Here is a 26,274-nt window from a genome sequence, read left to right as displayed (position 1 = left end):
GCGCGACGGCCCGACCGGGCGACCTCAGGTACGGTAAGACTGAATCAGTTTGTTGAGCGCGACCATGGCAAGCTCGGCGCTGTCAGGCAGGCGCAGGAAACGGGCGTCATGATGCAAGCCTAGTTCAAGGCTATACATCTCGAACAGCATCAGGCGCGGATCGCAGTCCGCGCGCAGATGCCCCTCTTCCTTGGCCTGGTTGATGGCCCGGGTCAGCGCTGCCCGCCAGATCGTGACGCTCTTGACCAGCTCGTCACGCACCAGGCTGCCGGCACGGTCGTCGTACTCCACCGCGCCGCTGATGTAGATGCATCCCGTCGTCACTTCCTGGATGCGCTTCTCCATCCAGCGCCGCACCATCGACCACAGCCGGGGCAGTCCGCGCGGCTCCTGCAGCGAAGGATAGAACACCTCCTGCTCGAACCGGCGGTGATACTCCCGCACCACCTCCACCTGCAGGTCCTCGCGCGAACCGAAATGCGCGAAAACGCCGCTCTTGCTCATCTGCATGCGTTCCGCGAGCAGCCCGATGGTCAGACCTTCGAGCCCGTCGCGGGACGACAATTCCAGTGCGGCATCCAGAATCGCCACGCGCGTCATCTCGCCCTTGCGCATGGGCGAGGGTGACGAGGCGGCGGATTCGAGACGGGCTGACTGGTGTCGCATGTTTTTTCTCCGTTCTGCGGGGCCTGTCGCGGCTCCGCGTATGACCCTGACGTTGCATTCATTGCTTGCGGGCGGCCGGCGGATTTGCCGGTGCATACCGCGAATGCACGCAGTCTAAGCCAAAAAAGAACGGTCGTTCAGATTATTCTGGCGCGGCACCTGCCCATCAAGCTTTTAATTAGACCGCTGTTTCTAAACGGACTGCAATGCAGCATGTCCGCCAGCCGCGATGCTGCAACCGGTTTCAGCGTTGGCGTTGCCGCATGGCAGCAAACGCACACCGGGCGACGCGGCGTTTCAGTAGCGGCCGGTGACGCCGGCGATGATCACGCCGAGGCGCAGCAGCATATAGGCCGCCCAGTTGCCCAGCCGGTGCAGCGGCGAGCGCCGCGCGTGCACATCGGGCAGCACGCGCACGCTGCGGTGCGCAATGGCCCGCTCCAGCGCTTCGCGCAGTTCAGCGGCGAAGGCCGCATCATAAACGGCAACGTTGGCCTCGCGCGCGAGCAGCAGGCTGAACGGGTCCATATTGCTCGACCCGACCGTGGCCCAGGCCTCGTCGACCACGCCGACCTTGGCGTGCAGGAAGCTCTCGGCGTACTCGTAGATCTCGACGCCGGCCTCGAGCAACGAGGCATAGAGCGCATGGGTGGCGTAGTGTTGCAGCCGGTATTCGACCATGCCCTGCAGCAGCAGCCGCACGCGCACGCCGCGCTCGCGGCACGCCAGCAAGGCGCGCCGCATCTTGTGGCCGGGCAGGAAGTAGGCGTTGGCCAGGATCACGTCGTGGCGCGCCGCGCCCAGCGCGCGCAGGTATTCACGCTCGATGGTGCGGCGGTTGCGCAGGTTGTCGCGCAGCAGCAGCGCGGCGCGGATGCCGCCGGTCGCTTCGGGGCGCGGCGGCAGGTCGGTCACCAGCGGGTAGTCGGCGACCGTGGCGGCGCGCTCGCTGCCGCGCGCCTCGCGCAGCGACAGCCGCCACCACAGGCGCTCGGACGACAGCGCGATGCGGTCCACCAGCGGCCCGCTGACCTGCACCGCGAAGTCGTAGCGCGGCCCCAGGTTGGCGCCTTCGAAGGGCCCGTGGTTGTGGTCGTCGATGATGTTGATGCCGCCGACAAAAGCGATGTGGCGGTCGATCACCGCGAGCTTGCGGTGCAGCCGGCGCAGGTGGCGCCGCGCCAGGCGGAAGCCGCGCAAGGCGCGGTAGACGCGCAGCCGCACGCCGCCCGCGCGCAGCCGCCCGGCCAGCTCGGCGGGCATGTCGCCGGCGCCGAAGCCGTCCACCGTCACGCGCACCGCGACCCCGCGCGCGGCGGCACGGATCAGCGCATCGGCAACGGCGCGGCCGACCTCGTCGTCGGCATAGATATAGGTTTCCAGCATGACCTGGAACGCGGCCTGGTCGATGGCGGCAATCAGCGCGGGGAAGAAGTCCTGGCCGCCGTGCAGCAGCCGCACCGTGTTGCCGGTGGTGGGCTTGCCGCGGCGCCAGGCCCAGCGCAGCATGTGGTGGCGGTAGGTCGGCTCGCCGGTGGTGGCGGTGTCGTGCACCGGGGCGTCCTCGGCCTGGGCGGAGTGGGAGATCCGTGACATGCCGTGATTATCGGACAGTTTGCGGCGCGCAAGGCGCCGCCTGCACATTGGCGCGCGGAACTCTGCTATCGTCGATGCCGATGCGCTGCGCCGATACCGGCGTACCGGCAGACTCCCGACGCCCCTACGGAAACCATGGTGAAGGTATTCGGCATTACCGGCTCGTCCGGCAGCGGCAAGACCACGCTGCTGGACCAGCTCATCCCCTGTTTCGTCGGCGCCGGCCTGCGCGTGGCCGGCGTCAAGCACACCCACCACGGCTTCGATCCCGACACGCCCGGCAAGGATTCGTGGCGCATGCGCGCGGCCGGCTGCGCCAACGTCGTGCTGGTCGGCGCGCGTCACCTGACGCTGATGCGCCACTACCCCGAAGCCGTGCCTTCGCCCGAGCTCGACGATGCGCTCGCGGTGCTGCCGCCCGATACCGACCTGGTGCTGGTGGAAGGCTACAAGCGCAGCGATTTTCCCAAGCTGGAGGTGTTCCGCCCCGCGCTGGGACGTGCGCCGCTGTGGCACGAGGTGCCGGGCGTGGTGGCGGTCGCAACCGATGACCCCGCCACCGTCGCCGCCATGACCACGCTGCCGGTGCTGGACCTGAACGATGCACAGGCGGTGTTCGCCTTTATCCGCGACTATTCCCAGCCCGCCGGCGACGGCGGCACCGCCTGACTGCGTGCCGGACTAGGTCCTCACGCAGCCTTGTCGGCGGGCGCGTCCCGCTCCACCATTTCGCCCAGCGGATGGCCCAGTTCCGCCACCAGCGGCACGTGGTCGGAGCGTTGCGCCCAGTCGCGGCCGGTCAGCGCGTGGGCGCGCTCGATCTCGTAGCCGCGCACATAGATGCGGTCGAGCTGCCACCACGGCATATGGCTGGGGAAGGTATGCAGCCGCGCGCCGCGCGCGTGCGACGCTTCGACCGCGCCCAGCGTATTGCAGATCTGCGCATCGAGCCGGTGGTTCCAGTCGTTGAAGTCGCCGGCGATCACCAGCGGCACGCCGGCCGGCACCACGTTTTGCACCCGCTCGACCAGCGCCTCGGCCTGGCGCGCGCGGCTGCGCGCGAACAGGCCGAAATGCACGCAGATCAGGTGGGTCTCGACGCCGTGCACGTCCGCCACCGCGTGCAGCAGGCCGCGCTGCTCGAAGCGGTGATCGGAGATGTCGAGGTTTTCGGACATCAGGATCGGATGGCGCGACAGGATCGCGTTGCCGTGATGGCCGTAGTCGTAGACCGCATTGCGGCCGTAGACCGAATGCGGATAGGCGTCGGTGGCAAGGTAGTTGAGCTGGGTGTGTTCCGGATCGAACAGCGCCGCGGCCACCAGGCGGTCGTTGCGGTCCTGCACTTCCTGCAGGAAGACGATGTCGGCATCCATCGCGTGCAGGCCGGCACGCACGTTCTGGATGCGCGGGCGCCGCGCGATGCCGGTCACTCCCTTGTGGATGTTGTAGGTGACCACGCGCAGCTTCATGGCTGCCCTCCGACGGCCGCGTGGCGCCTGGCTTCGCTTTCCGTCGGGCCCGGCGCGCCGGCGCCGCCCACGCGCCACGCCAGCTGGCGGATGGCGTCGGCATTGCTGCTGGAAAAGCATTGCTGCGCCGCCTGCTGCCATGGCAGCCACTTGTATTGCAGGTGTTCGCGTGGCGCCAGCGTCACCGGCAACGCCTCGGCCACGCGCAGGCCGAACCAGTGCTCGGTATTGCGCGTCACGCCTTCGGCGTAGCGGTGGCGCCACTGCGGGTAGATGTCGTACTGGATGGCATGACCCCAGTCGGTCAGCTGGTGCTCGCCGGCGATGATGCCGGTTTCCTCGGCGACTTCACGCGCGGCGGTCAGGGCCAGGGGTTCGTCCAGGGTGTCGAGGCTGCCGGTGACGGACTGCCAGAACCCCGGGCGATCGGCGCGTTCCAGCAGCAAGACTTGAAGATCTGGCGTGTAAATCACCACCAGCACGGATTCCGGGATCTTGTAGGACATGGGTCTGGGCCAAAGGACAAACCCAAGGATAGCGCAGGCGCGCGCGCTTGCCACGGGAAAGCGCCGCGGCGCCTGTGCGCGGGCGCCGCAACTTCCGGACGGATCAGGCGGCGCTGCGCGCGCCCTGCATGCCGTGCGGGGCCAGGTAGGGCTCGGTGCTGCCGTGGCGCTGCCAGGTGTCGAACACCTGCGGCGATTCGCCATGACCCCAGGCCGCGCGCAGCTGCTCCATCAGCGGCGCCAGCGCGTGGCGGTAGCGCTTGGAGGCGGCATGCGCGTGGGTGGCCAGGGCCTCGGCGCGCAGCCGCGCTTCGCCCTGCAGCCGCGTGCGCTCCTGCGCGATTTCCTTCTCGCGCTGGCCGAGCGTGTTGTACTTCTGGATCAGGAAGCGCTGGTAATCGCCGCCATCCATGCCCTGCGCCGCCTGCGCGTTGACCTGCTCGAAGCGCAGCACGATGCTGCCGGTTTCCTGCTCGATATGGGCCACCTCGGCGTCCAGCGCCTGCAGCGCCTCCTGCACGCGCTGGGCGTCGCGGCGCAGCGCCTGCACCTGCGCGGCCTCGTCCTCGAACACGCGCTGCGCATCGAGGTAGGCCTGCACCACCGGTTGCGGCGCCACCACCAGCAGCGGATCGGCGCCGTCGGCGCGCTGGCCGGCAAGCAGGGCGTCGTCCGCCAGGCGCAGGTTGCCGAGCTCATCCAGCCAGCGCCCGCGCGTCATCACCACGCCGACGGTGTCCAGCGCCAGCCGGCGCAAGGCTTCGGCGCGCTGCATCTCGACCGGCTCGGCCGCCGCCTGGGGCGACGCCGCCTGCACCGCATGGGCGATATCCGGCACGCACGCGGCCACGGTGGTGGCCACCGATTCGGACATGGCCTGCGCCGCGCGGCGCTGGGCACGGCGCAGCTCGAAACGGGCCAGCAGCATCATGATCAGCCCCGCTGCCAGCCAGGTCAGGATGGTTTCCTGGTGAGCCAGCAGGAACTGGCGGATCAGTTCGGTATCCAGGTTCAGGTTCACGAATTTCCTCCCGAGTGCCGGGAACCTTCATGACAGGGCCCCTCGGCAAATTGCGTGTCGAATTACGGATCAAAGGGAGAAGACCGGCCTGCCGCCCCCATCGTTCCGACCGGTAACAAATCGAAACCAATGCGCCGCGCGCCGGCATTGCGCATAAAGAAAAAAAGCCGCGCAATCGCGCGGCTTTCTTGCGGCCGGGGCCACCCGGAACCGTCAGGCGTTGGGCTTGGGCTCGGCGGTGCGCAGACGGATATGCAGTTCGCGCAGCTGCTTCTCGTCGACCGAGCTCGGCGCCTGCGTCAGCAGGTCCTGGGCGCGCTGGGTCTTGGGGAAGGCGATCACGTCGCGGATCGAGTCGGCGCCGGCCATCATGGTGACGATGCGATCCAGGCCGAAGGCCAGGCCGCCGTGCGGGGGCGCGCCGTACTGCAGCGCGTCGAGCAGGTAGCCGAACTTGGCGCGGGCTTCCTCGTCGTTGATCTTGAGCGCGCGGAACACCTTGCTCTGGATGTCCGAACGGAAGATCCGCACCGAGCCGCCGCCCATTTCCCAGCCATTCAGCACCATGTCGTAGGCCTTGGCCAGGCACTTGCCCGGGTCGGTCTCAAGGTATTCCAGGTGCTCGTCCTTGGGGCTGGTGAACGGGTGATGCATCGCCACCCAGCGCGCGTCTTCCTCGTCGTACTCGAACATCGGGAAGTCCACCACCCACAGCGGCTTCCAGGCGTCCTCGAACAGGCCGTTGGCCTTGCCGAAGTCCGAATGGCCGATCTTCAGGCGCAGCGCGCCGATCGAGTCGTTGACCACCTTGGCCTTGTCGGCGCCGAAGAAGATGATGTCGCCGTCCTGCGCGCCGGTGCGCTTCAGGATCTCGGCAATGGCGGCGTCGTGCAGGTTCTTGACGATCGGCGACTGCAGCCCGTCGCGGCCCTTGGCCACTTCGTTGACCTTGATCCAGGCCAGGCCCTTGGCGCCGTAGATGCCGACGAACTGGGTGTAGGCGTCGATCTCGCCGCGCGAGATGGCGCCGCCGCCCGGCACGCGCAGGCCGACCACGCGGCCGTTGTCGCTGTTGGCGGGGCCCGAGAACACCTTGAAGTCGACGTCCTTCATCACCTCGGTCAGCTCGGTGAACTCCAGCTTGACGCGCAGGTCAGGCTTGTCCGAGCCGAAGCGCGCCATGGCCTCGCGGAACTCCATCACCGGGAACCGGGCGTCGAGGTCGACGTCGATGGCGTTCTTGAACACCGTGCGCATCATGTCCTCGAACAGGTCGCGGATCTCCTGCTCGGTCAGGAACGAGGTCTCGCAGTCGATCTGCGTAAATTCGGGCTGGCGATCGGCGCGCAGGTCTTCGTCGCGGAAGCACTTGGTGATCTGGTAGTAGCGGTCGAAGCCCGACACCATCAGCATCTGCTTGAAGATCTGCGGCGATTGCGGCAGCGCGAAGAAGTGGCCCGGGTTCACCCGCGACGGAACCAGGTAGTCGCGCGCGCCTTCGGGCGTGCTCTTGCCCAGCATCGGGGTCTCGATGTCGATGAAGCCCTGCGCGTCGAGGAACTTGCGCACTTCCATCGCCACCTTGTAGCGCAGGCGCAGGTTGTATTGCATCTGCGGGCGGCGCAGGTCGAGCACGCGGTGCGTCAGGCGGGTGGTTTCCGACAGGTTGTCGTCATCGAGCTGGAACGGCGGCGTGACCGACGGGTTCAGCACCGTCAGCTCGTGGCACAGCACCTCGATCTTGCCCGAGGTCAGGTTGGCGTTCTCGGTGCCGGCCGGGCGCGGGCGCACCTTGCCGGTGACACGGATGCAGAACTCGTTGCGGATCTCTTCCGCGGCCTTGAACATCTCGGGGCGATCCGGGTCGCACACCACCTGCACCAGGCCCTCGCGGTCGCGCAGGTCGATGAAGATCACGCCGCCATGGTCGCGGCGGCGCTGGACCCAGCCGGTCAGGGCCACTTCCTGGCCCGAGAATTGTTCGGTCACCAGACCGCAGTAGTGAGTACGCATGGAGGACATAAGGAGATTCCCGGTAAAACGCGGCTGCCCGATGCGATCGGGCAGCCCGTGATCAGTTTGGAGGCTCAAGGATCGGTCGTGCGGACCGGTTCCTCGCTGCTGGACCTGCCGGCCGGACTGGCCGCACTGGACGGGGCAGCCGGCCGGGGCGCGCTGCCGTTCTTGCGCGGCAATTCCGCCGGTGCCACCACGCCCATCGAGACGATGTACTTGAGCGCGGCGTCGACGGTCATGTCGAGTTCGATGGTGTCGGCCTTGGGCATCATCAGGAAGAAGCCCGAGGTCGGATTGGGGGTGGTCGGCACGTAGACGCTGACGTATTCGCCCTGCAGGTGGTTCTGCACGTCGCCGCCGGGACGCCCGGTCAGGAAGGCGATGGTCCACGAGCCCTCGCGCGGGTACTGCACCAGCAGCGCCTTGCGGAAGGCATTGCCCGACGACGACAGCAGCGTGTCCGAGACCTGCTTGACGCTGGTGTAGATCGGCCCCACCACCGGGATATGGCCCAGCAGCGCTTCCCACCAGCGCACCAGGCGCTGGCCGATGAAGTTATGCGCCAGCAGCCCGACCAGCAGGATAAACAGCAGCGTCAGGATCGCGCCCAGGCCGGTCACGCGCTTGCCGAACATCAGCCGGTCCGGCCGCCAGGCTTCCGGCAGCAGCGCCAGGCTCTGGTCCATCGTGCCGATGATCAGGCTCAGCACCCACAGCGTGATGCCCAGCGGCACCAGCACCAGCAGCCCGGTCAGGAACCAGGTCTTGAGAGCGGAAGTCTTCTTGGCTACCACGGGCGGGTCCGGCTCAGTGGCAGGCGCAGGCGCTGCCGCAGCCGCCGGCGGCCGGGGCCGAGGTTGCCGCAGCGGTGCCGCCCGACGACGATTCAGCCGCCGCCGGCGCGCTGGCCGCAGCCGCGGCGCCACCGGTCGCGCCGGTGGCCGCGGGCGCGCTGGCGCCGCCGCTGCCGCCGCGGAAGTCGGTCACGTACCAGCCCGAGCCCTTGAGCTGGAAGCCGGCAGCGGTCAGCTGCTTCTTGAACGCGCCGGCGGCGCCGCACGACGGGCAGTCCGTCAGCGGGGCATCGCTCATTTTCTGCAGCACATCGCGCCCGTGGCCGCAGGCGTCGCAACGGTAGGCATAGATCGGCATGGTGTTATTTCGCGAGAAAACTTGGGAATCGGTACCAGGACTGGCATCGCCCCGAGCCATGGCGGCGGTGCGGGAATATCCCGCGCGGCGATGCAAAGCCTTGAATTATAAACCGTTCCGGGGCTGCCTGATCGGCGGAAATAAGGGGGGTGGCACCCCCCGCGCCGTCAGGCGATATGGACTTCCTTGACCGGCGCGTGATCTGCAATCCACTGCGGCAGCAGTGAACCGATCACCATGCCACTGATCGAGAACAGCAGCCCCACCATCTGCGGCGGCACCACGGCATCGGCAAAGGCGATCTCGCAAGTCAGCCAGGACGACAGGCCCAGCAGGATGGCCGCCAGCCCGCCCTGGCGGGTGGCGTGCTTCCAGAACATGCCGAAGGCCAGCGGCACGAAGGACGACACCAGCGTGACCTTGTAGGCATTTTCGACCATATGGAAGATCGACAGGTGCGAATTCAGCGCGAACAGCGTCACCAGCGTGGTGAACACCAGTACCACGGCCTGCATCACGCGCAGGAACTGCTTGTCGTCGAGATGGCGGAAGTACGGGCGCAGGATGTTCTCGGCAAAGGTCACCGACGGCGCCAGCAGCGTCGCCGAGGCGCAGCTCTTGATCGCCGACAGCAGCGCGCCAAAGAACATCACCTGGGCGAACATCGGCGCGTGCTGCAGGATCAGCTGCGGCAGGATCAGTTGCGAGTCGGTGTCGATGTACCTGGCCACCATGCCCGGGTCGATCAGCGTGGCCGAGTACGCCAGGAACATCGGGATAAAGGCGAAGCCGAAGTACAGCACGCCACCCAGCACCGAGGCGCGTCCGGCGATCTGCTCGGTGCGCGACGAAGTCACCCGCTGGAACACGTCCTGCTGCGGGATCGAGCCCAGCATCATGGTGAACAGCGCCGCGGCAAAGCCGATGATCTGCACGAAGTCCAGCGCCGGCCAGAATTCGAACTTGCCGGCCGCGGCCGCGTGCGACACCACCGCGGTGACGCCGCCGGCCTGGCCGCTGACCTCGTAGCCGATATACATCATGCCGATCACGATGATGATCATCTGGATAAAGTCGGTGATCGCCACCGACCACATGCCGCCGAACAGCGTATAGACCAGCACGCTGGCCGCGCCGATCATCATGCCGGCCTCCTGCGACAGCGCGCCGTCCGACACGGTATAGAACACCAGCCCCAGCGCCTTGATCTGCGCCGCCACCCAGCCCAGGTACGAGACCACGATGCACAGCGTGGTCAGCACCTCGGCCAGCCGGCCATAGCGGTTGTGGTAGTAATCGCCGATGGTCAGCAGGTTCATCCGGTACAGCGGCCGGGCAAAGAACAGGCCCACCAGAATCAGGCACAGCGATGACCCGAACGGATCGGACACCACGCCGGACAGGCCTTCCTTCAGGAACACGGCAGGGATGCCCAGCACCGTCTCCGAGCCAAACCAGGTGGCGAAGACGGTGGCCGTGACGATGTGGAACGGCAGGCTGCGCCCGGCGACGGCGAAATCGGTGGTGTTGCGCACGCGCAGCGCCGCCCACAGGCCGATGCCGACCGAGATTACCCAGTAGATGATGACAAACCAGATCAGCATGCCGCTGCCCTATGCAGAAGGTGCCCTTGTGGCGAGAAACCGAATGCCGGGCGGCTGGGCGCGGGGTGGCGCACGGGGCCCGGAGTCCAATTCATCGGTCGGGGCCGCATATCGGGGTGCCTGGCGCTGTCCCGACGAGGCGGGCAACGCGGCGGGGGCCCGCGGTCGTAGCCGAATCAAAACGCGGATTATAGCGACGCAGACCGGCGCGGGCGAAAAAAATTCCCGGTGGCACAAATGCGCCACGTCCCGTCGTTCCCGCGCAGGCGGGAACCCAGTGACTTCAAAAGACGCTGGATTCCCGCCTGCGCGGGAATGACGGAGGAAATCGCCAAATCATCACAAAACAGGGTTCAAACCGCCGCGCCGGCGCCATACCTGCCAGCGCTCCTGCCCCTGGAACACCGGCAGCGGCGCGGCCGAGGGCCGGTCCTCGATGCGCTCGAAGGCCGGCGCCAGCAGCGCATCGAGCTCCGCCTGGGGCATCGCGAACGGCGGCCCGCCGCGGTTCTCGCCCAGGTAGAAGTAGCCAGCCAGCAGCCCGCCCGGCGGCAGCAGCTCGGCCACGCGCGCCCCATAGGCCGCGCGCAGCGCCGGCGGCAGCGCGCACAGGAAGGCGCGCTCGTAGATCAGTTCGCACGCCGGCTGCGGCGTAAAGGCAAAGAAATCGCCCTGATGCACCACCGCCCCGGCCGGCCCGAGCGCGCGCCGCGCCGACGCCACCGCCTGCGGCGAGAAGTCGATCGCCGTCACCGGCCAGCCGCGCTCGAACAGCCAGGCGGCCTCCCAGCCGTTGCCGCAGCCTGGCACCAGCGTGGGACACGGCGCGCGGCCCTCGATAAAGCGGCGGAATTCCTCGGGCACGCCGCCCAGGTCCCAGGGCGTGAAGCCCTCCTTGAAACGTTCGTCCCAGAACGCCGGATCCCCGGCATCGCGCGTGGCGAAGCTGGGCACTGGCCTGGTGGTATCGCTCATGGGTCTGCCTCCGTCCGTTGTTCTATTGACCGGCGCCTACCAGTAGCCCGACCAGCCCAGCACGTGGGTCAGCACGATGCCGGCGACAAAGCCGCCCACCAGCAGCACCGCCGTGCCGAGCAGCCGGTTGGTGCGGCGCTGCTCCAGCACCAGCATCGCCAGCAGCTTGTCCTGCTCGCCGTTGCTGGTGAGCGCGCGCCGCTCCAGGAACTGGTGCGCCAGGCGCGGGAAATCGGGCAGCATCTTGGCCCACAGCGGCGCCTCTACCTTGATCCGCTCCCACGCGCCCTGCCAGCCGACCTGCTCGTGCATCCAGCGCTCCAGGAACGGCTTGGCGGTCTTCCACAGGTCCAGGTCCGGATCGAGCTGGCGGCCCAGGCCTTCGATATTGAGCAGGGTCTTCTGCAGCAGCACCAGCTGCGGCTGGATCTCGACGTTGAAGCGGCGCGAGGTCTGGAACAGCCGCATCAGCACCATGCCCAGCGAGATTTCCTTCAGCGGCTTGTCGAAGTACGGCTCGCAGCAGGCGCGCACCGCGCTTTCGAGTTCTTCGACGCGGGTCTCGGGCGGGACCCAGCCCGACTCCACGTGCAGCAGCGCCACGCGGTGGTAGTCGCGGCGGAAGAAGGCGATGAAGTTCTGCGCCAGGTAGTTCTTGTCGAATTCCGACAGCGCGCCGACGATGCCGAAGTCCAGCGCGATATAGCGGCCGAAGGTCTCGGGCTGCACCGACACCAGGATGTTGCCCGGGTGCATGTCGGCATGGAAGAAGCCGTCGCGGAACACCTGGGTGAAGAAGATCTCGACGCCCTCCTCCGCCAGCTGGTGCATGTCGACGCCGGCGGCCTTGAGCGATTCGGTGCGCGAGATCGGGATGCCGTGCATGCGCTCCATCACGAACACCGTGCTGCTGCACCAGTCCCAGAACACCTCGGGCACCAGCAGCAGGCTGGTATCGGCAAAGTTGCGGCGCAGCTGGCTGGCGTTGGCCGCCTCGATCATCAGGTCGAGCTCGTCGTGCAGGTATTTGTCGAACTCGGCCACCACCTCGCGCGGCTTCAGGCGCTTGCCGTCGGCCCAGAAGCGTTCCAGCCAGGTGGCCATGTCGCGCATCAGCGCCAGGTCGCTGTCGATCACCGGCAGCATGCCGGGGCGCAGCACCTTCACCGCGACCTCGCGCCCGTGGCAGGGGCCGCCCTTGAGCGTGGCGAAGTGCACCTGCGCGATCGAGGCGCTGGCCACCGGCTGGTGCTCGAAGGTCTCGAACAGCTGGTCCAGCGGCCGCCCGAGCGAGCGCTCGATGATCCTGACCGCCACCGCCGAATCGAACGGCGGCACCTGGTCCTGCAGCTTGGCGAGTTCGTCGGCAATGTCCGGCGGCATCAGGTCGCGCCGGGTCGACAGCACCTGGCCGAACTTGACGAAGATCGGTCCCAGCCGCGTCAGCGCCAGCCGCAGCCGCACGCCGCGCGGCATGTCGAGCTTGCGGCCGATGGTGATGACCCGTACCAGGAAGCGGATCCTGCGGCTGTTGAAGCCCGAGAGCACCAGCTCGTCCAGGCCGTAGTAGAGGATGACGAAAAGGATCTTGCCAAGGCGCAGGAGGCGGGTCATTCGGGAGTCTTCACGGGGCCGGGCAGGCAGTCAGGGGAGGATCGGAAGGAAGCGCGGCTGGGCCGGCTCAGCGATGCGGCGACGGCAGCTTGCCGGATGGGCCGGATGGGCCGGATGGGCCGGATGGGCCGGATGGGCCGGATGGGCCGGACGGGCCGGACACGCCCGGCGTGCCGCCCCGCTCCAGGCGCTCCAGCCGCTTCTCCAGCCGCGCCAGGCGGTCGCGCAGGCGGCTTACGTCGGTGCCGAAGTCGTCCAGCGCGGCGTGGCGCACCAGGGTCGGCCGTTCGTCGAGCAGGTAGTCGGTGACGTTGTCCACCAGCGCGCGGCCCACGCGCGTGGCCTGCTCGTGGACCTGGCGCGCGCCGTCGACCACGCGCTGCGCCACGCTGTCGCTGACCGGCCCGCCCAGGATGCCGCGCAGCGCGCGCGACAGGTCCTCGGCGGCATCCCAGCGCAGGTTGCGCGCCAGCGCCGAAACGGTATTGGCCAGCTCGGCGTCGCCCTCGATGCGCACGTGGCGCATGGCGGCGGCCTGGCCGCCTTCGGCCACGTCGGCGGCCACCAGCGGCCACTGCTGCACCGGCACGCGCAGCGTCACCGCGGGCGCCTCGGCCGCGGGCGCCAGTTCCGTGCAGCCGTGCTCGGTCACCTTCAGCGACAGCTCGAAGGCGGCGGCATCGAAACGGATCACGCGTCCGGCAAACGGCGCCAGCTGGTTGCGGGCCCACGGCTCCTGCTCGAGCAGGTGGTTCAGTGCCGAGATGGCGGGCGTGGCCAGGGCGGAAGGCAGAGTATTCATGACGGCGCGGTTGGCGGGCAGGCGGCGACGCGCGGGGCTCGCGTCCCAAACAAAAAGGCCCACGCTTTCGCGTGGGCCTCCATTCTAAGCTACTCCCCCCGGCGCATCACCGCCGCGGGGTGCGGCATCAGGACTCTTGCTGGATCCCGGCCAGCAGCCAGCCGCCGCTGCCCGAGACCGGCTTGGCCAGGTTCCAGACCTCGCCGAACGGCTGCGCCGCCTCGCCCGCCTTCTCGCGGATCATGCCCGAGAAACGCACGCTGGCCAGGTGCTGGGCCGGCGCCGACTCGATGCCGAGCAGCTGGGCTTCGAGCGTGACCACGTCGGTCTTGTTGACCTCGGCGCCGCGCTCGGCCAGGTCCATCTTGATCTCGGCGAACATCTCCGGCGTGGTGAACTCGCGGATATCGTCCAGGTTGCCGGCATCCCATGCGGCCTGCAGGCGCACGAAGTGGACCTTGGCGTTGCGCAGGAACGATTCGGCGTCGAAGTCGGCCGGCACGCCCCACGGCTGCTGGGTCACCGGACCGGCGCCAGCGGCGGCAGCGGCGCCAGCAGCGGGCAGGACCGGGCTGCCCGACACATTGCCGGCAGCCGGCGTCGGCTCGCCGCGGAACATCGGCTCCGCGTTGCGGCCCAGGTTCGGCGCGCCGCCGGCACCGGCATAGGCCGGCTGAGCAGTGCGCTTGCTGCCGCGGAACTTGCGGATCAGCCAGATTGCGGCGAACGCCACCAGCGCGATCAGGATCAGGTTGGACAGGAAGGTCAGCGCCGCGCCGCCCAGGCCGAAGTGCGACAGCAGCCAGCCGATGCCCAGGCCGGCGGCGATGCCGCCCAGGATGCCGCCCCAGTTGCGCTTGGGCGCCGCGGCCGCGGCCGCGCCGGCTGCGCCGGCGGTGGCCGGCGCCGCCTGCTGTGCAGGTTGCTGCGCCTGTTGCGTGGGCGAAGTGGGCTGGGTCTGCTGGCGCTGGGTCACCGACTCAGACTGCTTGCCAATGCTGCGCGAGCCGCCCATGCGCTTGGCCTCGGCGTCGAAGGCCATGCCGACGGCCAGCGCCGTGACCAGCGACCCCACCAGGAATTTTCCACGAATTGACGACATATGCTGTTATCCCCTGTCAGTTTCACCCATATACGGGTGAGCATGGCGATTTCAAGTGTTCTATCAAGTGTTCTCAATACTTGCGTCCGACATGGAGCGCCACCACTCCGGCCGTCAGATTGAAGTATTCGACATTTTCCAGGCCCGCATGTTCCATTAAGCGTACAAGCGAAACCTGGTCTGGATGCATTCTGATCGATTCCGCGAGATAGCGATAGCTCGGGGCATCCCCTGCCACGCGCTGGCCCAGCCACGGCAGCACCTTGAAAGAATAGACGTCGTAGGCCTTCTCCAGCGGTTTCCAGACCTTGGAGAACTCCAGCACCATGACCTTGCCGCCCGGCTTGACCACGCGGCGCATCTCGGCCAGCGCGGCGTCCTTGTGCGTCATGTTGCGCAGGCCGAAGGCGACCGTGACCAGGTCGAAGTAATTGTCGGGGAACGGGATTTTCTCGGCGTCGCACAGCGCCACCGGCGTGACGATGCCCTTGTTCAGCAGCCGGTCGCGGCCCACCCGCAGCATCGACTCGTTGATATCGGTCAGCCAGACCTGCCCGGTCGGGCCGGCCTGCTTCGCGAACGCTTTGGCCAGGTCGCCGGTGCCGCCGGCGATGTCCAGCACCTTGTGGCCCGGGCGTACCCCCGCCTGCGCGATGGTGAACATCTTCCACAGCCGGTGCATGCCGCCCGACATCAGGTCGTTCATCACGTCGTACTTGCTGGCCACCGAATGGAACACGCCGGCAACCTTGTCGGCCTTTTCCGTTTCGTCGACCTTTTCGAACCCGAAGTGGGTTTCACTCATCTTTCAAGACTCCAGGATTGTCGGGGGCGGCTCAGTGATGGCCGCAGGCGTGCCCGCCGCCGGCGGCGGGCATCGGGGTGTCGCGATCGGCGCCGGCCGCTTCCAGGCGCTGCAGGTAGTCCTGCCACAGCGCGTCCTGGTTGTCGCCCAGGCGGTACAGCAGGTCCCAGGAATAGATGCCGGTGTCGTGGCCGTCGGAGAAGCGGATCTGGATGGCGTAGTTGCCGACCGGCTCGACCGCCTCGACGCCGACCTCGCGCTTGCCGGTCTGCAGCACCTCCTGGCCCGGGCCGTGGCCCTGGACTTCGGCGGAGGGCGAGTACACGCGCAGCAGCTCGAACGGCAGCCGGAAGCTGCGGCCGTTGTCGAAGCCGATCTCGAGCACGCGCGATTGCGTGTGCACCGTCAGCGCGGTGGGATGGGGGGTGTCTTTTTCCAGGCCTGCCATGGTGATCGCGGCCCGGTGACGGGCGCTTGTGAGGGTGATTGCCGCATGATGCCGCGCCGGCTGCCGCGGCAGCCCCGCATCACGCTTCGCATACGACCCGATAGCTTACCCCAGGCTCGCCGGCTTGCGCAGCCCGGGCCGCGTCGGCGTCCTGCGGCACGTAGCGCAGCCGGCGCTGGTGGAAGGCCGCCACGGTGCTGCGGTGCGCAATGCTGACGATCGCCGTTTGCGGCAGCTGCTCCACCATCAACTGGTACATGGCGCGTTCGGTGTCTTCATCCAGCGCGCTGGTGGCTTCGTCGAGGAACAGGTAGTCCGGCCGCTGCAGCAGCGCGCGCGCAAAGGCCAGGCGCTGCTGCTCGCCCGGCGACAGCCGCAGCGACCAGTTGTCGAACACGTCGAGCTGGTCCGCCAGCGCCGCCAGGCGGGTCTGGCGCAGCGCCGCCTGCAGGACGTCCTTGCTGTGCTCGGTGCCGGCGTCCGGGTAGGCCAGCGCATCGGCCAGCGTGCCGATCGGCAGGTAGCTGCGCTGCGGCAGGAACAGCCGGCGCGCGCCTTCCGGCATGGTCACGGTGCCGCTGCCGTACGGCCAGATCCCGGCGAGCGCGCGGAACAGCACGCTCTTGCCGCAGCCCGACGGGCCGCTGACCAGCCAGCGCTCGCCCGGCGCCACCGCCAGCGAGAACGGCGCCACCAGCGGCCGCTGGCCCACTGCCGCGCCGCGCGCGGCGCGCACCGGCAACGCCAGCGCCAGGCTGTCGATGGCGATGCCGTCCTGCGGCTTGCCGTCGTACCCCACCTCGATGTCGCGGCTGCCGTCCTGCGCTGCCTCCTGCCGCTCGGCCATGCGGATGGCTTCCTGGAAGTCGATCAGGCGGTTGGCTGCCGCCTTCCAGCCCACCAGCGTGGCGTAGCTGTCGACGAACCATGACAATGCACCCTGTACCTGGCCAAATGCGGAACTGATCTGCATCAGCCCACCCAGCGTCATCTTGCCGGCAAAGTAGCGCGGCGCCGCCACCAGGATCGGGAAGATGATGGCGAACTGCGCGTAGCCCGCGCTGACAAAGTTCAGCCGCCGCGTGTACAGCATCAACTGGTTCCAGTTGGCGCGGATGCGGTCGAAGCGTGCGCGCAGGCCGGCCTTCTCGGTCGGTTCGCCTCGATACAGCGCCACTGGTTCACTGTTCTCACGCAGACGCACGAGTGTGAAGCGGAAATCTGCCTCGTACTGTTCTTGCTGGAAGTTCAGGCCGATGAGCGGACGCCCGACGAAGTGCGCCACCAGCGACCCCACCACGGCATAGGCGCCCGCAAACCAAACCATGTAGCCTGGGATCACGACCTCGGTGCCCCCAAGCGCCAGACTGATCGGACCGGACAACGTCCAGAGGATGCCGACAAAGGAAATCAGCGTCACTACCGAGTTGAGCAGCCCCAGCGACAACGACAAACCTCCATCGGTGAACAGGCGCAGGTCGTCCGCAATCCGCTGGTCGGGGTTGTCCGTTGTATGGGTCTGCTCGATACGATAGTAGGCCTGGTAACCGAGCCATCGGTCCATGAACCGGCCGGTCATCCAGGTACGCCAGCGCATCTGCAGCATCATCGTGTAGTACTGCCGGGACAGGAAGGCGACGATATAGAAGCCGGCGATCCACGAGAAGCGCAGCAGCAGCACCTTGAACGAGGCATAGTCGCGCTGCTCCAGCGCGTTGTAGAACACGCGGTTCCATTCGTTGAGCAGCACGTTGATATAGACGATGCCCAGGTTGAGCACCACCACCAGCGCCAGCAGCCCCAGCCCGGCTAGGCGGTCTTCGGATTTCCAGTAGGGCTTGATCAGCGCCCAGGTCGCGGCCATGCGCAGCCGGCTCTGGATCTTGAGGGCCCGGGCGGGAACGGCCGGGCCCGGTACGGTGACGGAAGTCGGGGTCGAGGACATAGCGGCAGCTTTCTGGCCCGCCAGCGCGCTTCGTGGCCGGGCCTGTTGTTCTGGTGCCGCGGCGCAGGCGCGACCGCGGCGGCATCAGCATTCAGACGGTTGCCTGCCGGCGCGGTTCCGCGCCCGGCTTCAGGCGTCGCCCGCTTCGACCAGCGCAAGCGCCGTGCGCAGCGCCGGCAGCCGGCTGGCCAGTTCCTGCACGCGCACGGGATCCGCCGCGCGCTGCGGCGCGGCCCAGATCGCCTCGGGGAAATGCGTGTCCCAGCGGTAGCGCGGGATGATGTGCCAGTGCAGGTGCGGCACCATGTTGCCGAACGCCGCCAGGTTGACCTTGTCGGGCGCCATCACCTCGCGCACCACGCGCTCGACGCGCGCCACCAGCCGCATCAGCCAGGCCTGGTCGCCCTCGTCCAGGTCGCTCAGTTCGGCCACATGGTCGTTCCAGACGATGCGGCAGAAGCCGGGAAAGCGGTCATGCTCGACCAGGATCAGGCGGGCGCGGTCGCCCATCCAGACCAGTTCGCCGCCATCGGTTTCGCAGAGGGGGCAGTTCGGGCTCTTGATCATGCGGCGCGTTCCCTTTCGTGCTGCTTCAGCCTTTACACCAGCACCCGTTCGATCCCGCCCGCATTGGCCTTGGCCACATACTCGGGCATCCAGTTCTCGCCCAGCAGGTGCTTCGCCATCTCGATCACGATGTAATCCGCCTGCACCGACGCATCTTCCTTGTAGCGCGACAGGCCCTGCAGGCACGACGGGCAGCTGGTCAGGATCTTGACGTCGCCGGTAAAGCCGTCGGCGCGCAGCTTGTCGGCGCCCTTGGTCATCTCTTCTTCCTTGCGGAAGCGGACCTGGGTCGAGATGTCCGGGCGCGTCACCGCCAGCGTGCCCGACTCGCCGCAGCAGCGTTCGTTCTTCTCGATCTTGCCCAGGCCGGCGTTGCCGCCCATCAGGTCGTTGACCAGCTTGGTGGGATCGACCGTCTTGATCGGGGTGTGGCAGGGATCGTGGTACATGTAGCGCGTACCGGTCACGCCCTCCAGCTTGACGCCCTTCTCGAGCAAGTACTCGTGGATGTCGATGATGCGGCAGCCCGGGAAGATCTTGTCGAATTCATAGCCCGCAAGCTGGTCGTAGCAGGTGCCGCAGCTGACCACCACGGTCTTGATGTCGAGGTAGTTCAGCGTGTTGGCCACGCGGTGGAACAGCACGCGGTTGTCGGTGACGATCTTCTCGGCCTTGTCGTACTGGCCGTTGCCGCGCTGCGGATAGCCGCAGCACAGGTAGCCCGGCGGCAGCACGGTCTGCACGCCGACGTGCCACAGCATCGCCTGCGTCGCCAGCCCCACCTGCGAGAACAGCCGCTCCGAGCCGCAGCCCGGGAAGTAGAACACCGCTTCCGATTCCGGCGTGGTCGCCTTGGGATCGCGGATGATCGGCACGATCTCGTTGTCCTCGATGTCGAGCAGCGCGCGCGCGGTCTTCTTGGGCAGGTTGCCCGGCATCTTCTTGTTGATGAAGTGGATCACCTGCTCGCGCACCGGCGGCTTGCCCACCGTCGCGGGCGGATGCGCGGTCTGCTTCTTGGCGATCTTCTTCAGTACGTCGTTGCCCAGGCGCTGCGCCTTGTAGCCCCAGTCGATCATGACCTTGCGGGTCAGGTTGATGGTCTCGGGGCTGGTGGCGTTGAGGAAGAACATCGACGCCGCGGTGCCGGGGTTGAACTTCTTCTGCCCCATCTTGCGCAGCAGGTTGCGCATGTTCATCGACACGTCGCCGAAGTCGATCTTGACCGGGCACGGCGTCACGCACTTGTGGCACACGGTGCAGTGGTCGGCCACGTCGGAGAACTCGTCCCAGTGCTTGACCGAGATGCCGCGGCGGGTCTGCTCCTCGTACAGGAAGGCCTCGACCAGCAGCGAGGTCGCCAGGATCTTGTTGCGCGGGCTGTACAGCAGGTTGGCGCGCGGCACGTGGGTGGCGCACACCGGCTTGCACTTGCCGCAGCGCAGGCAGTCCTTGACGCTCTCGGCGATGGCGCCGATGTCGCTCTGCTGCATGATGATCGACTCGTGCCCCATCAGCCCGAACGACGGCGTGTAGGCGTTGCGCAGGTCGGCGCCGGGCAGCAGCTTGCCCTTGTTGAAGCGGCCCTGCGGGTCGACCTTCTGCTTGTAGGCGCGGAAGTCGCCGATCTCTTCCTCGGTGAGGAACTCCAGCTTGGTGATGCCGATGCCGTGCTCGCCCGAGATCACCCCGTCCAGCGAACGCGCCAGGTCCATGATGCGGGCCACCGCGCGGTGCGCGTCCTGCAGCATGTCGTAGTCGTCCGAGTTGACCGGGATGTTGGTGTGCACGTTGCCGTCGCCGGCATGCATATGCAGCGCCACGAAGACGCGGCCGCGCAGCACCTGCTTGTGGATCTTCTGGGCTTCGTCGAGGATCGGCTTGAACTCGCCGCCGTTGAAGATCTTGCGCAGCTCGGCGCGGATCTCGGTCTTCCACGAGACGCGGATGGTGCGGTCCTGCAGCAGGTGGAACACGTTGGCGTGCGGCTGCTGGTGCAGCCGCGCCTCGAATTCCTGGCCCAGCAGGCCCAGCCCGTGCCCGATCAGCGAGGCCTTGGCCTGCGCCAGCGGCGTGTCGAGATGGGCTTGCAGGTAGCGCCAGCGCGCGCGGATCTCGCGCAGCAGCGTCAGCGCGTGCTGCACGCGGTCTTCCAGCAGCTCGGCGCTGGGGATCTCGTTGGCGTCGTCGCTGCGGCCCAGCGGCAGGTTGCCGCGCGCGAAGAACGCTTCCAGCGTGTCGACCAGCTTGAGCTTGCTCTTGATCGACAGCTCGATATTGATGCGCTCGATGCCGTCGGTGTACTCGCCCATGCGGTTCAGCGGGATCACCACGTCTTCGTTGATCTTGAAGGCGTTGGTGTGCTTCGCGATCGCGGCGGTGCGCGAGCGGTCGAGCCAGAACTTCTTGCGGGCCTCGGGGCTGACGGCGATAAAGCCTTCGCCGCTCTTGCCGTTGGCCATGCGGATCACTTCCGAGGTGGCGCGCGCCACGGCGTCTTCATCGTCGCCGACGATATCGCCGATCAGCACCATCTTCGGGAAGGCGTTGCGCTTGCTCTTGGTGGCGTAGCCGACCGCGCGCAGGTAGCGCTCGTCCAGGTGCTCGAGGCCGGCGAGGATGGCGCCGCCCGGCTTTTTGGTCTCGGCGTCAAGGAAGTCCTTGATCTCGACGATGCTGGGGATGGCGTCGCGCGCCTGGCCGAAGAACTCCAGGCACACGGTGCGGATGTGCTTGGGCATGCGGTGCAGGATCCAGCGCGCGCTGGTGATGATGCCGTCGCAGCCTTCCTTCTGCACGCCGGGCAGGCCCGCCAGGAACTTGTCGGTGACGTCCTTGCCCAGGCCTTCCTTGCGGAACTTGCGGCCTTCGATCGCGAGCGTCTCGGTGCGCAGCATCTTCTCGCCCGGGGCGCGGTTGCCGTCCGACCACTTCAGCTCGAAGGTGGCCACCGGCACGTCGTGGATCTTGCCCAGGTTGTGGTCCAGCCGGGTGATTTCCAGCCAGTTGCCTTCCGGGTCCACCATGCGCCACCAGGCCAGGTTGTCGAGCGCGGTGCCCCACAGCACGGCCTTCTTGCCGCCGGCGTTCATGGCGACATTGCCGCCGATGCACGAGGCGTCGATCGACGTCGGGTCGACCGCGAACACCAGGCCGGCGCGGTCGGCGGCATCGGCGACGCGGCGCGTCACCACGCCGGCGCCGGAGAAGATGGTCGCCACCTTGTGCGACACGCCCGGCAGGTCGGTCTGCTCGACCGGCCCCAGCTGCTCCAGCTTCTCGGTATTGATCACCGCGCTCATCGGCGTCAGCGGCACGGCGCCGCCGGTGTAGCCGGTGCCGCCCCCGCGCGGGATGATGGTCAGGCCCAGCTCGAAGCAGCCCTTGACCAGGCCGGCGATCTCTTCCTCGGTATCCGGGGTCAGCACCACGAACGGATATTCCACCCGCCAGTCAGTGGCATCGGTCACGTGCGACACGCGCGACAGGCCATCGAACTTGATGTTGTCCTTCTGCGTGACGCGGCCCAGCACGCGCTGCGCGCGCTTGCGCAGGTCGTAGGCGGCGGCGAATTCGTTCTTGAAGTCCTCGATCGCCTGCTTGGCGAACGCGACCAGCTGCTCCACGCGGTGCGAGCGGTCCTCGGCGGCGGGCTCGGCGTGCTCGGCACGGTCGGCGGCGCGGCGCTTCTCGATCTCGTTCAGGCGGTGGTGCAGCGCGCTCACCAGCATCTGGCGGCGCTTGGGATTTTCCAGCAGGTCGTCCTGCAGGTAGGGGTTGCGGCGCACCACCCAGATATCGCCCAGCACCTCGTACAGCATGCGGGCGGAGCGGCCGGTGCGGCGCTCGCTGCGCAGCTCGTCCAGGATGCGCCAGGCTTCCTCGCCGAGCAGCCGGATGACAATCTCGCGGTCCGAGAAGGACGTGTAGTTATAGGGGATTTCACGCAGGCGCGGCGGGGCGTCCTGCGCGGCGAGCTTGGCGTCGAGCACGAGTGGGGCGTTCATTGGGGGACCGCTTCCTGCTGCGCACGGGGACAGTGCGCGAATCGTTCATTAAAGGGCGATTGTACTGCAAGCCCTGCTTTCGCCGCACCGCAGCATGACGGAATCCTTGTCGGAACAAGGGATTAGCGTGTGTCCGGGGCGCCGGATGCGCCCCGCATAACGGTCCCGGCCGTGGCCGGAATCAGAACCAGGCCTTTACCGTGTGCGCAATGTTCTGCCAGAAAGTGTCCGGAATCCACATCAGCCCGGCGGTCATGACCAGGTAGCGCAGGAACTTGCCGACCGCCATCCAGGCCAGGCTGGGCCAGAACGAGAGGCGCAGCCAGCCCGCCAAAGTGCACAACGGATCACCAACGCCGGGCAGCCACGACAGCAGCAGCGTGGGCGGGCCCAGCCGGCGCATCCAGCGGAAGTAGCGGGCATCGAGCTTGGGCTTGGGCGGCTTGCGCGCGTGCGCGCGGTGCTCCAGGTGCTCGGCCTCGTGCTCGCGCGCGCGGCGCCGCTTGTGGTAGCGCACCAGCGCCAGCTTGGCGGCGTAGCCCAGCCACCAGTCGATCGCGCCGCCGACGGTATTGCCGGCGGTGGCCACCAGGATCGCCGGCCAGAACATCTGCGGATTGAGCTTGACGTAGCCGAACACGGCGGGCTCGGAGCCGAGCGGCAGCAAGGTGGCCGACACCAGGCTGACCACGAAGATCGCGGGCAGGCCTACCTTGGGCAAGGCAATGGTTTCAAACAGCCAGTCGAAGAAGGCTTCCATGTAAGGGGACAGGGCCGGTGGCGCGGCTCATTCTAGCGGGCCGTGCCCCAAACGGGGCGCGGGCAAACCACATGGCACCTGTGCGGGATTTGTGATTAACTGTTAGAGCCTGTCGCGGCCAAACGTTCGCCGGCCGTGCCGATGCGCCGGCCGCAAGGTTCGCTGGCGCACCAACAGCAGTTGCAGCGGCAGCACCAATATCACGAATTAGCCGTCCTATAGCCGTCTTAAGCGGCAGTACCGCGTCGTGGCCAGTCCCGCGCAGTTGCCTTGGGATCTGGGTATTGGTCATGCGCGTCCACCCCACATGGAGACAAGCATGGCGATTCCGATCCGCCTGACGGTCAACGGCAAGCCCGTTGACGCGCAGGTAGAACCCAACACCCTCCTGGTCCAGTTCCTGCGCGAACAGCTGCGCCTGACCGGCACCCACGTCGGCTGCGACACCGCGCAATGCGGCGCCTGCACGGTCCACCTGGACGGCCGCGCGGTCAAGTCGTGCAACCTGCTGGCGCTGCAGGCGGACGGCGCCACCGTGACCACCATCGAAGGCCTGGCCGGGGACAAGGTCGGCAACGGCCTGCATCCGATGCAGGAGGCCTTCCGCGAATGCCACGGGCTGCAATGCGGCTTCTGCACCCCCGGCATGGTGATGAGCGCGACCGCACTCGTCCAGGAACATCCCGATGCCGACGCCGCCACCATCCGCAAGCACCTGGAGGGCAATCTGTGCCGCTGCACCGGCTACCACAATATCGTGCGCGCGGTGCAGCAGGGCCAGGCCGGCATGCAGTCCAGCGCCGAATGAGGGAGACCGCCATGAACGCACCCGAGAACCAGCGCCTGGTGGGCGCCTCCGTCAAGCGCAAGGAAGACTATCGCTACCTGACCGGCAACGGCCAGTACACCGACGACATCGTGCTGCCGCAGCAGAGCTACGGGTACTTCCTGCGCTCGCCGCACGCGCACGCGCGCATCCGCGCCATCGACACGAGCGCGGCGCAAGCCGCGCCCGGCGTGATCGCGGTGCTGACCGGCGCCGAGCTCGCCGCCGACAAGGTCGGCGGCCTGCCCTGCGGCTGGCTGATCCACAGCATCGACGGCACGCCGATGAAAGAGCCGCCACACCCGGTGATCGCCCACGACAAGGTGCGCCACGTCGGCGACCAGGTGGCGCTGGTGATTGCCGAGACCTTGCAGCAGGCGCGCGACGCCGCCGAGCAGATCGACGTCGACTACGAAGAGCTGCCGGCCGTGGTCGGCGCCGCCGATGCCGCGTTGGCGTCGACGCTGGTGCACGACGACGTGCCGGCCAACACCTGCTACACCTGGGGCCACGGCGACAAGGCCGCCACCGACGCCGCCTTCGCCAGGGCCGCGCACGTGACCACGCTGGAGATCGTCAACAACCGGCTGATCCCCAACGCGATCGAGCCGCGCGCGGTCAACGCCAGCTATGCGCGCCAGGACGACAGCTACACCGTCTACGTGGCCAGCCAGAACCCGCATGTCGAGCGCCTGCTGATGGGCGCGTTCGTGCTGGGGCTGCCGGAATCGCGGCTGCGCATCATCGCGCCCGACGTCGGCGGCGGGTTCGGCTCCAAGATCTTCCTGTACCCGGAAGACGTGGCGCTGACCTGGGCCTCGAAGAAGGTGGGGCGGCCGGTCAAGTGGACCGCGGATCGCAGCGAGTCCTTCCTGACCGACGCGCATGGCCGCGACCACGTCACCACGGCCGAGCTGGCGCTCGACGCCGACGGCAAGTTCCTGGCGATGCGGGTGCATACGGTCGCCAATATGGGCGCCTACCTGTCGACCTTCGCCAGCAGCGTGCCGACCATCCTCTATGCGACGCTGCTGGCCGGCCAGTACGCCACCCCGGCGATCTATGCGGAGGTCAAGGCGGTGTTCACCAACACCGCGCCGGTCGACGCCTACCGCGGCGCGGGGCGGCCCGAAGCGACCTTCGTGGTCGAGCGCCTGGTCGAAACCGCCGCGCGCGAGCTGAACCTCGATCCGGCCGAACTGCGCCGCAAGAACTTTATCCGCCAGTTCCCCTACGCGACCCCGGTCGGCCTGACCTACGACACCGGCGACTACGAGCCCTGCCTGGCGCGCGCGCAGGAGCTGGCCGACGTCAAGGGCTTCCCGGCGCGGCGCGACGAGGCCAGGCAGCGCGGCAAGCTGCGCGGCCTGGGTTATTCCTGCTATATCGAAGCCTGCGGGCTGGCGCCTTCCAACATCGCCGGCGCGCTCGGCGCGCGTGCGGGCCTGTTCGAGGTGGGCGAGATCCGCGTGCATCCCACCGGCACGGTGACCGTCTTCACCGGCTCGCACAGCCATGGCCAGGGGCACGAGACCACCTTCGCGCAAGTGGTGGCGGACCGCCTCGGGCTGCAGCTCGACCAGGTCGAGATCGTGCATGGCGACACCGGGCGCGTGCCGTTCGGCATGGGCACCTACGGCTCGCGCTCGCTGGCGGTGGGCGGCTCGGCCATCGTCAAGGCGCTCGACAAGATCGAGGCCAAGGCCAAGAAGATCGCCGCGCACCTGCTGGAGGCGTCGGACAGCGACATCGAGTTCAGCAACGGCGTGTTCCGCGTGGCCGGCACCGACCGCACCAAGACCTTCGGCGAGGTCGCGCTGAGCGCCTACGTGCCGCACAACTACCCGCTCGACAAGCTGGAGCCGGGCCTGAACGAGAACGCCTTCTACGACCCGACCAACTTCACCTACCCGTCCGGCGCCTATGTATGCGAGGTGGAGGTCGATCCCGACACCGGCGCGTCGCAGGTGGTCAAGTTCACCGCGGTCGACGACTTCGGCAACATCATCAACCCGATGATCGTCGAGGGCCAGGTGCATGGCGGCATCGGCCAGGGGCTGGGCCAGGCCATGCTGGAGCAGTGCGTCTACGACAACGACAGCGGCCAGCTGCTGACCGGCTCGTACATGGACTACGCCATGCCGCGCGCCGGCGACCTGCCTGACTTTACCGTGGAGACCGCCAGCGGCACGCCGTGCACGCACAACCCGCTGGGCGTGAAAGGCTGCGGCGAGGCCGGCGCGATCGGCTCGCCGCCGGCGTTCATCAACGCGCTGGTCGATGCGCTGTCGCCGCTGGGCGTGAAGGACGTGCAGATGCCCGCCACGCCGCATCGCGTGTGGCAGGCGATCCAGGCCGCGCAGCCCCAGCCCTGAGCCACCGCACCGCAA

At 67.8% G+C, this 26,274-nt stretch carries 22 protein-coding genes; 3 read left to right on the top strand and 19 right to left on the bottom strand.

The window, feature by feature from the left end; genetic code table 11:
• Positions 1-24 precede the first annotated feature (24 nt).
• Entirely contained in the window at positions 25-615 is a 591-nt protein-coding gene (locus tag FHX60_RS15505) for a TetR/AcrR family transcriptional regulator (protein ID WP_025583452.1), read from the bottom strand.
• Positions 616-963: 348 nt separating this feature from the next.
• On the bottom strand, positions 964-2,310 hold the full coding sequence (gene clsB, locus FHX60_RS15500; RefSeq protein ID WP_183283857.1) for a cardiolipin synthase ClsB: 1,347 nt from the start codon (positions 2,308-2,310) through the stop codon (positions 964-966).
• Positions 2,311-2,400: 90 nt separating this feature from the next.
• On the opposite strand from clsB, the gene mobB reads away from it, so the two are divergent.
• Entirely contained in the window at positions 2,401-2,931 is a 531-nt protein-coding gene (gene mobB / locus FHX60_RS15495) for a molybdopterin-guanine dinucleotide biosynthesis protein B (RefSeq protein WP_183284046.1), read from the top strand.
• Between the two features lie 20 nt (positions 2,932-2,951).
• Here mobB and FHX60_RS15490 read toward each other — a convergent pair whose 3' ends face one another.
• The 17 genes from FHX60_RS15490 to FHX60_RS15410 all read right to left on the bottom strand — a co-directional run bounded on the left by FHX60_RS15490 (position 2,952) and on the right by FHX60_RS15410 (position 23,058).
• On the bottom strand, positions 2,952-3,734 hold the full coding sequence (locus tag FHX60_RS15490) for an endonuclease/exonuclease/phosphatase family protein (RefSeq protein ID WP_062796766.1): 783 nt from the start codon (positions 3,732-3,734) through the stop codon (positions 2,952-2,954).
• Positions 3,731-4,240: a dihydroneopterin triphosphate diphosphatase gene (gene nudB, locus FHX60_RS15485; RefSeq protein WP_112773784.1), complete on the bottom strand. Its 510-nt coding sequence runs from the start codon at positions 4,238-4,240 to the stop codon at positions 3,731-3,733. Before nudB ends, FHX60_RS15490 begins: the two co-directional genes overlap by 4 nt.
• Positions 4,241-4,343: 103 nt before the next feature.
• Complete coding sequence (locus tag FHX60_RS15480) at positions 4,344-5,255, bottom strand: hypothetical protein (RefSeq protein ID WP_092308380.1); 912 nt, start codon at positions 5,253-5,255, stop codon at positions 4,344-4,346.
• 219 nt (positions 5,256-5,474) lie between these two features.
• Entirely contained in the window at positions 5,475-7,283 is a 1,809-nt protein-coding gene (gene aspS, locus FHX60_RS15475) for an aspartate--tRNA ligase (protein ID WP_112773785.1), read from the bottom strand.
• A gap of 65 nt (positions 7,284-7,348) precedes the next feature.
• Positions 7,349-8,071 (bottom strand): DUF502 domain-containing protein, encoded by a 723-nt coding sequence (locus FHX60_RS15470; protein WP_092307655.1) that lies wholly within the window; start codon positions 8,069-8,071, stop codon positions 7,349-7,351.
• Between the two features lie 13 nt (positions 8,072-8,084).
• Positions 8,085-8,429 (bottom strand): FmdB family zinc ribbon protein, encoded by a 345-nt coding sequence (locus FHX60_RS15465; RefSeq protein ID WP_183283856.1) that lies wholly within the window; start codon positions 8,427-8,429, stop codon positions 8,085-8,087.
• 167 nt (positions 8,430-8,596) lie between these two features.
• Complete coding sequence (locus FHX60_RS15460) at positions 8,597-10,033, bottom strand: high affinity choline transporter 1 (RefSeq protein WP_183283855.1); 1,437 nt, start codon at positions 10,031-10,033, stop codon at positions 8,597-8,599.
• Positions 10,034-10,372: 339 nt separating this feature from the next.
• Positions 10,373-11,008, bottom strand: coding sequence for a methyltransferase domain-containing protein (locus FHX60_RS15455; protein ID WP_112773788.1), 636 nt, complete (start codon positions 11,006-11,008; stop codon positions 10,373-10,375).
• Positions 11,009-11,044: 36 nt separating this feature from the next.
• The gene (ubiB, locus tag FHX60_RS15450; protein WP_183283854.1) at positions 11,045-12,622 is read right to left on the bottom strand and encodes a ubiquinone biosynthesis regulatory protein kinase UbiB; all 1,578 of its coding nucleotides are present in this window, start codon (positions 12,620-12,622) and stop codon (positions 11,045-11,047) included.
• Between the two features lie 67 nt (positions 12,623-12,689).
• Positions 12,690-13,424, bottom strand: coding sequence for a ubiquinone biosynthesis accessory factor UbiJ (locus FHX60_RS15445; RefSeq protein ID WP_183283853.1), 735 nt, complete (start codon positions 13,422-13,424; stop codon positions 12,690-12,692).
• A 127-nt stretch (positions 13,425-13,551) separates the two neighbouring features.
• Positions 13,552-14,526 carry a Tim44 domain-containing protein gene (locus tag FHX60_RS15440; RefSeq protein WP_183283852.1) on the bottom strand — a complete coding sequence of 325 codons (975 nt, stop codon included), beginning with the start codon at positions 14,524-14,526 and terminating at the stop codon, positions 13,552-13,554.
• Between the two features lie 73 nt (positions 14,527-14,599).
• On the bottom strand, positions 14,600-15,331 hold the full coding sequence (gene ubiE / locus FHX60_RS15435; protein WP_092307641.1) for a bifunctional demethylmenaquinone methyltransferase/2-methoxy-6-polyprenyl-1,4-benzoquinol methylase UbiE: 732 nt from the start codon (positions 15,329-15,331) through the stop codon (positions 14,600-14,602).
• Positions 15,332-15,362: 31 nt separating this feature from the next.
• Positions 15,363-15,779: a gamma-butyrobetaine hydroxylase family protein gene (locus FHX60_RS15430; protein WP_092307640.1), complete on the bottom strand. Its 417-nt coding sequence runs from the start codon at positions 15,777-15,779 to the stop codon at positions 15,363-15,365.
• Positions 15,780-15,858: 79 nt separating this feature from the next.
• Complete coding sequence (locus FHX60_RS15425) at positions 15,859-17,724, bottom strand: ABC transporter ATP-binding protein/permease (RefSeq protein ID WP_112773792.1); 1,866 nt, start codon at positions 17,722-17,724, stop codon at positions 15,859-15,861.
• A 129-nt stretch (positions 17,725-17,853) separates the two neighbouring features.
• Entirely contained in the window at positions 17,854-18,291 is a 438-nt protein-coding gene (locus FHX60_RS15420) for an HIT family protein (protein WP_062796744.1), read from the bottom strand.
• A 32-nt stretch (positions 18,292-18,323) separates the two neighbouring features.
• Entirely contained in the window at positions 18,324-22,298 is a 3,975-nt protein-coding gene (locus FHX60_RS15415) for a DUF3683 domain-containing protein (RefSeq protein ID WP_112773794.1), read from the bottom strand.
• 181 nt (positions 22,299-22,479) lie between these two features.
• Positions 22,480-23,058 (bottom strand): YqaA family protein, encoded by a 579-nt coding sequence (locus tag FHX60_RS15410; RefSeq protein ID WP_092307636.1) that lies wholly within the window; start codon positions 23,056-23,058, stop codon positions 22,480-22,482.
• A gap of 319 nt (positions 23,059-23,377) precedes the next feature.
• Between FHX60_RS15410 and FHX60_RS15405 the strand changes: the two genes are divergently transcribed.
• Both FHX60_RS15405 and FHX60_RS15400 read left to right on the top strand, forming a co-directional pair.
• Positions 23,378-23,866, top strand: a complete 489-nt coding sequence (locus tag FHX60_RS15405) for a (2Fe-2S)-binding protein (protein WP_112773795.1) — start codon at positions 23,378-23,380, stop codon at positions 23,864-23,866.
• Between the two features lie 11 nt (positions 23,867-23,877).
• On the top strand, positions 23,878-26,259 hold the full coding sequence (locus tag FHX60_RS15400; RefSeq protein ID WP_183283851.1) for a xanthine dehydrogenase family protein molybdopterin-binding subunit: 2,382 nt from the start codon (positions 23,878-23,880) through the stop codon (positions 26,257-26,259).
• Positions 26,260-26,274: the final 15 nt, after the last annotated feature.

This window comes from Cupriavidus alkaliphilus (genome assembly GCF_014191175.1).
Lineage (GTDB): Bacteria > Pseudomonadota > Gammaproteobacteria > Burkholderiales > Burkholderiaceae > Cupriavidus > Cupriavidus alkaliphilus.
This window is presented reverse-complemented; position numbering and strand designations above follow the sequence as displayed.

Bases quoted from the DNA above. Each gene is read 5' to 3' on its own strand.
- ubiE (WP_092307641.1), bottom strand. From the start codon at position 15,331: ATGAGTGAAACCCACTTCGGGTTCGAAAAGGTCGACGAAACGGAAAAG.
- FHX60_RS15460 (WP_183283855.1), bottom strand. From the start codon at position 10,033: ATGCTGATCTGGTTTGTCATCATCTACTGGGTAATCTCGGTCGGCATC.
- FHX60_RS15490 (WP_062796766.1), bottom strand. From the start codon at position 3,734: ATGAAGCTGCGCGTGGTCACCTACAACATCCACAAGGGAGTGACCGGC.
- aspS (WP_112773785.1), bottom strand. From the start codon at position 7,283: ATGTCCTCCATGCGTACTCACTACTGCGGTCTGGTGACCGAACAATTC.
- FHX60_RS15440 (WP_183283852.1), bottom strand. From the start codon at position 14,526: ATGTCGTCAATTCGTGGAAAATTCCTGGTGGGGTCGCTGGTCACGGCG.
- FHX60_RS15505 (WP_025583452.1), bottom strand. From the start codon at position 615: ATGCGCAAGGGCGAGATGACGCGCGTGGCGATTCTGGATGCCGCACTG.
- FHX60_RS15405 (WP_112773795.1), top strand. From the start codon at position 23,378: ATGGCGATTCCGATCCGCCTGACGGTCAACGGCAAGCCCGTTGACGCG.
- nudB (WP_112773784.1), bottom strand. From the start codon at position 4,240: ATGTCCTACAAGATCCCGGAATCCGTGCTGGTGGTGATTTACACGCCA.
- FHX60_RS15400 (WP_183283851.1), top strand. From the start codon at position 23,878: ATGAACGCACCCGAGAACCAGCGCCTGGTGGGCGCCTCCGTCAAGCGC.
- FHX60_RS15410 (WP_092307636.1), bottom strand. From the start codon at position 23,058: ATGGAAGCCTTCTTCGACTGGCTGTTTGAAACCATTGCCTTGCCCAAG.
- FHX60_RS15465 (WP_183283856.1), bottom strand. From the start codon at position 8,429: ATGCCGATCTATGCCTACCGTTGCGACGCCTGCGGCCACGGGCGCGAT.
- FHX60_RS15430 (WP_092307640.1), bottom strand. From the start codon at position 15,779: ATGGCAGGCCTGGAAAAAGACACCCCCCATCCCACCGCGCTGACGGTG.
- FHX60_RS15455 (WP_112773788.1), bottom strand. From the start codon at position 11,008: ATGAGCGATACCACCAGGCCAGTGCCCAGCTTCGCCACGCGCGATGCC.
- clsB (WP_183283857.1), bottom strand. From the start codon at position 2,310: ATGTGCAGGCGGCGCCTTGCGCGCCGCAAACTGTCCGATAATCACGGC.
- FHX60_RS15415 (WP_112773794.1), bottom strand. From the start codon at position 22,298: ATGAACGCCCCACTCGTGCTCGACGCCAAGCTCGCCGCGCAGGACGCC.
- FHX60_RS15425 (WP_112773792.1), bottom strand. From the start codon at position 17,724: ATGTCCTCGACCCCGACTTCCGTCACCGTACCGGGCCCGGCCGTTCCC.
- FHX60_RS15445 (WP_183283853.1), bottom strand. From the start codon at position 13,424: ATGAATACTCTGCCTTCCGCCCTGGCCACGCCCGCCATCTCGGCACTG.
- ubiB (WP_183283854.1), bottom strand. From the start codon at position 12,622: ATGACCCGCCTCCTGCGCCTTGGCAAGATCCTTTTCGTCATCCTCTAC.
- FHX60_RS15420 (WP_062796744.1), bottom strand. From the start codon at position 18,291: ATGATCAAGAGCCCGAACTGCCCCCTCTGCGAAACCGATGGCGGCGAA.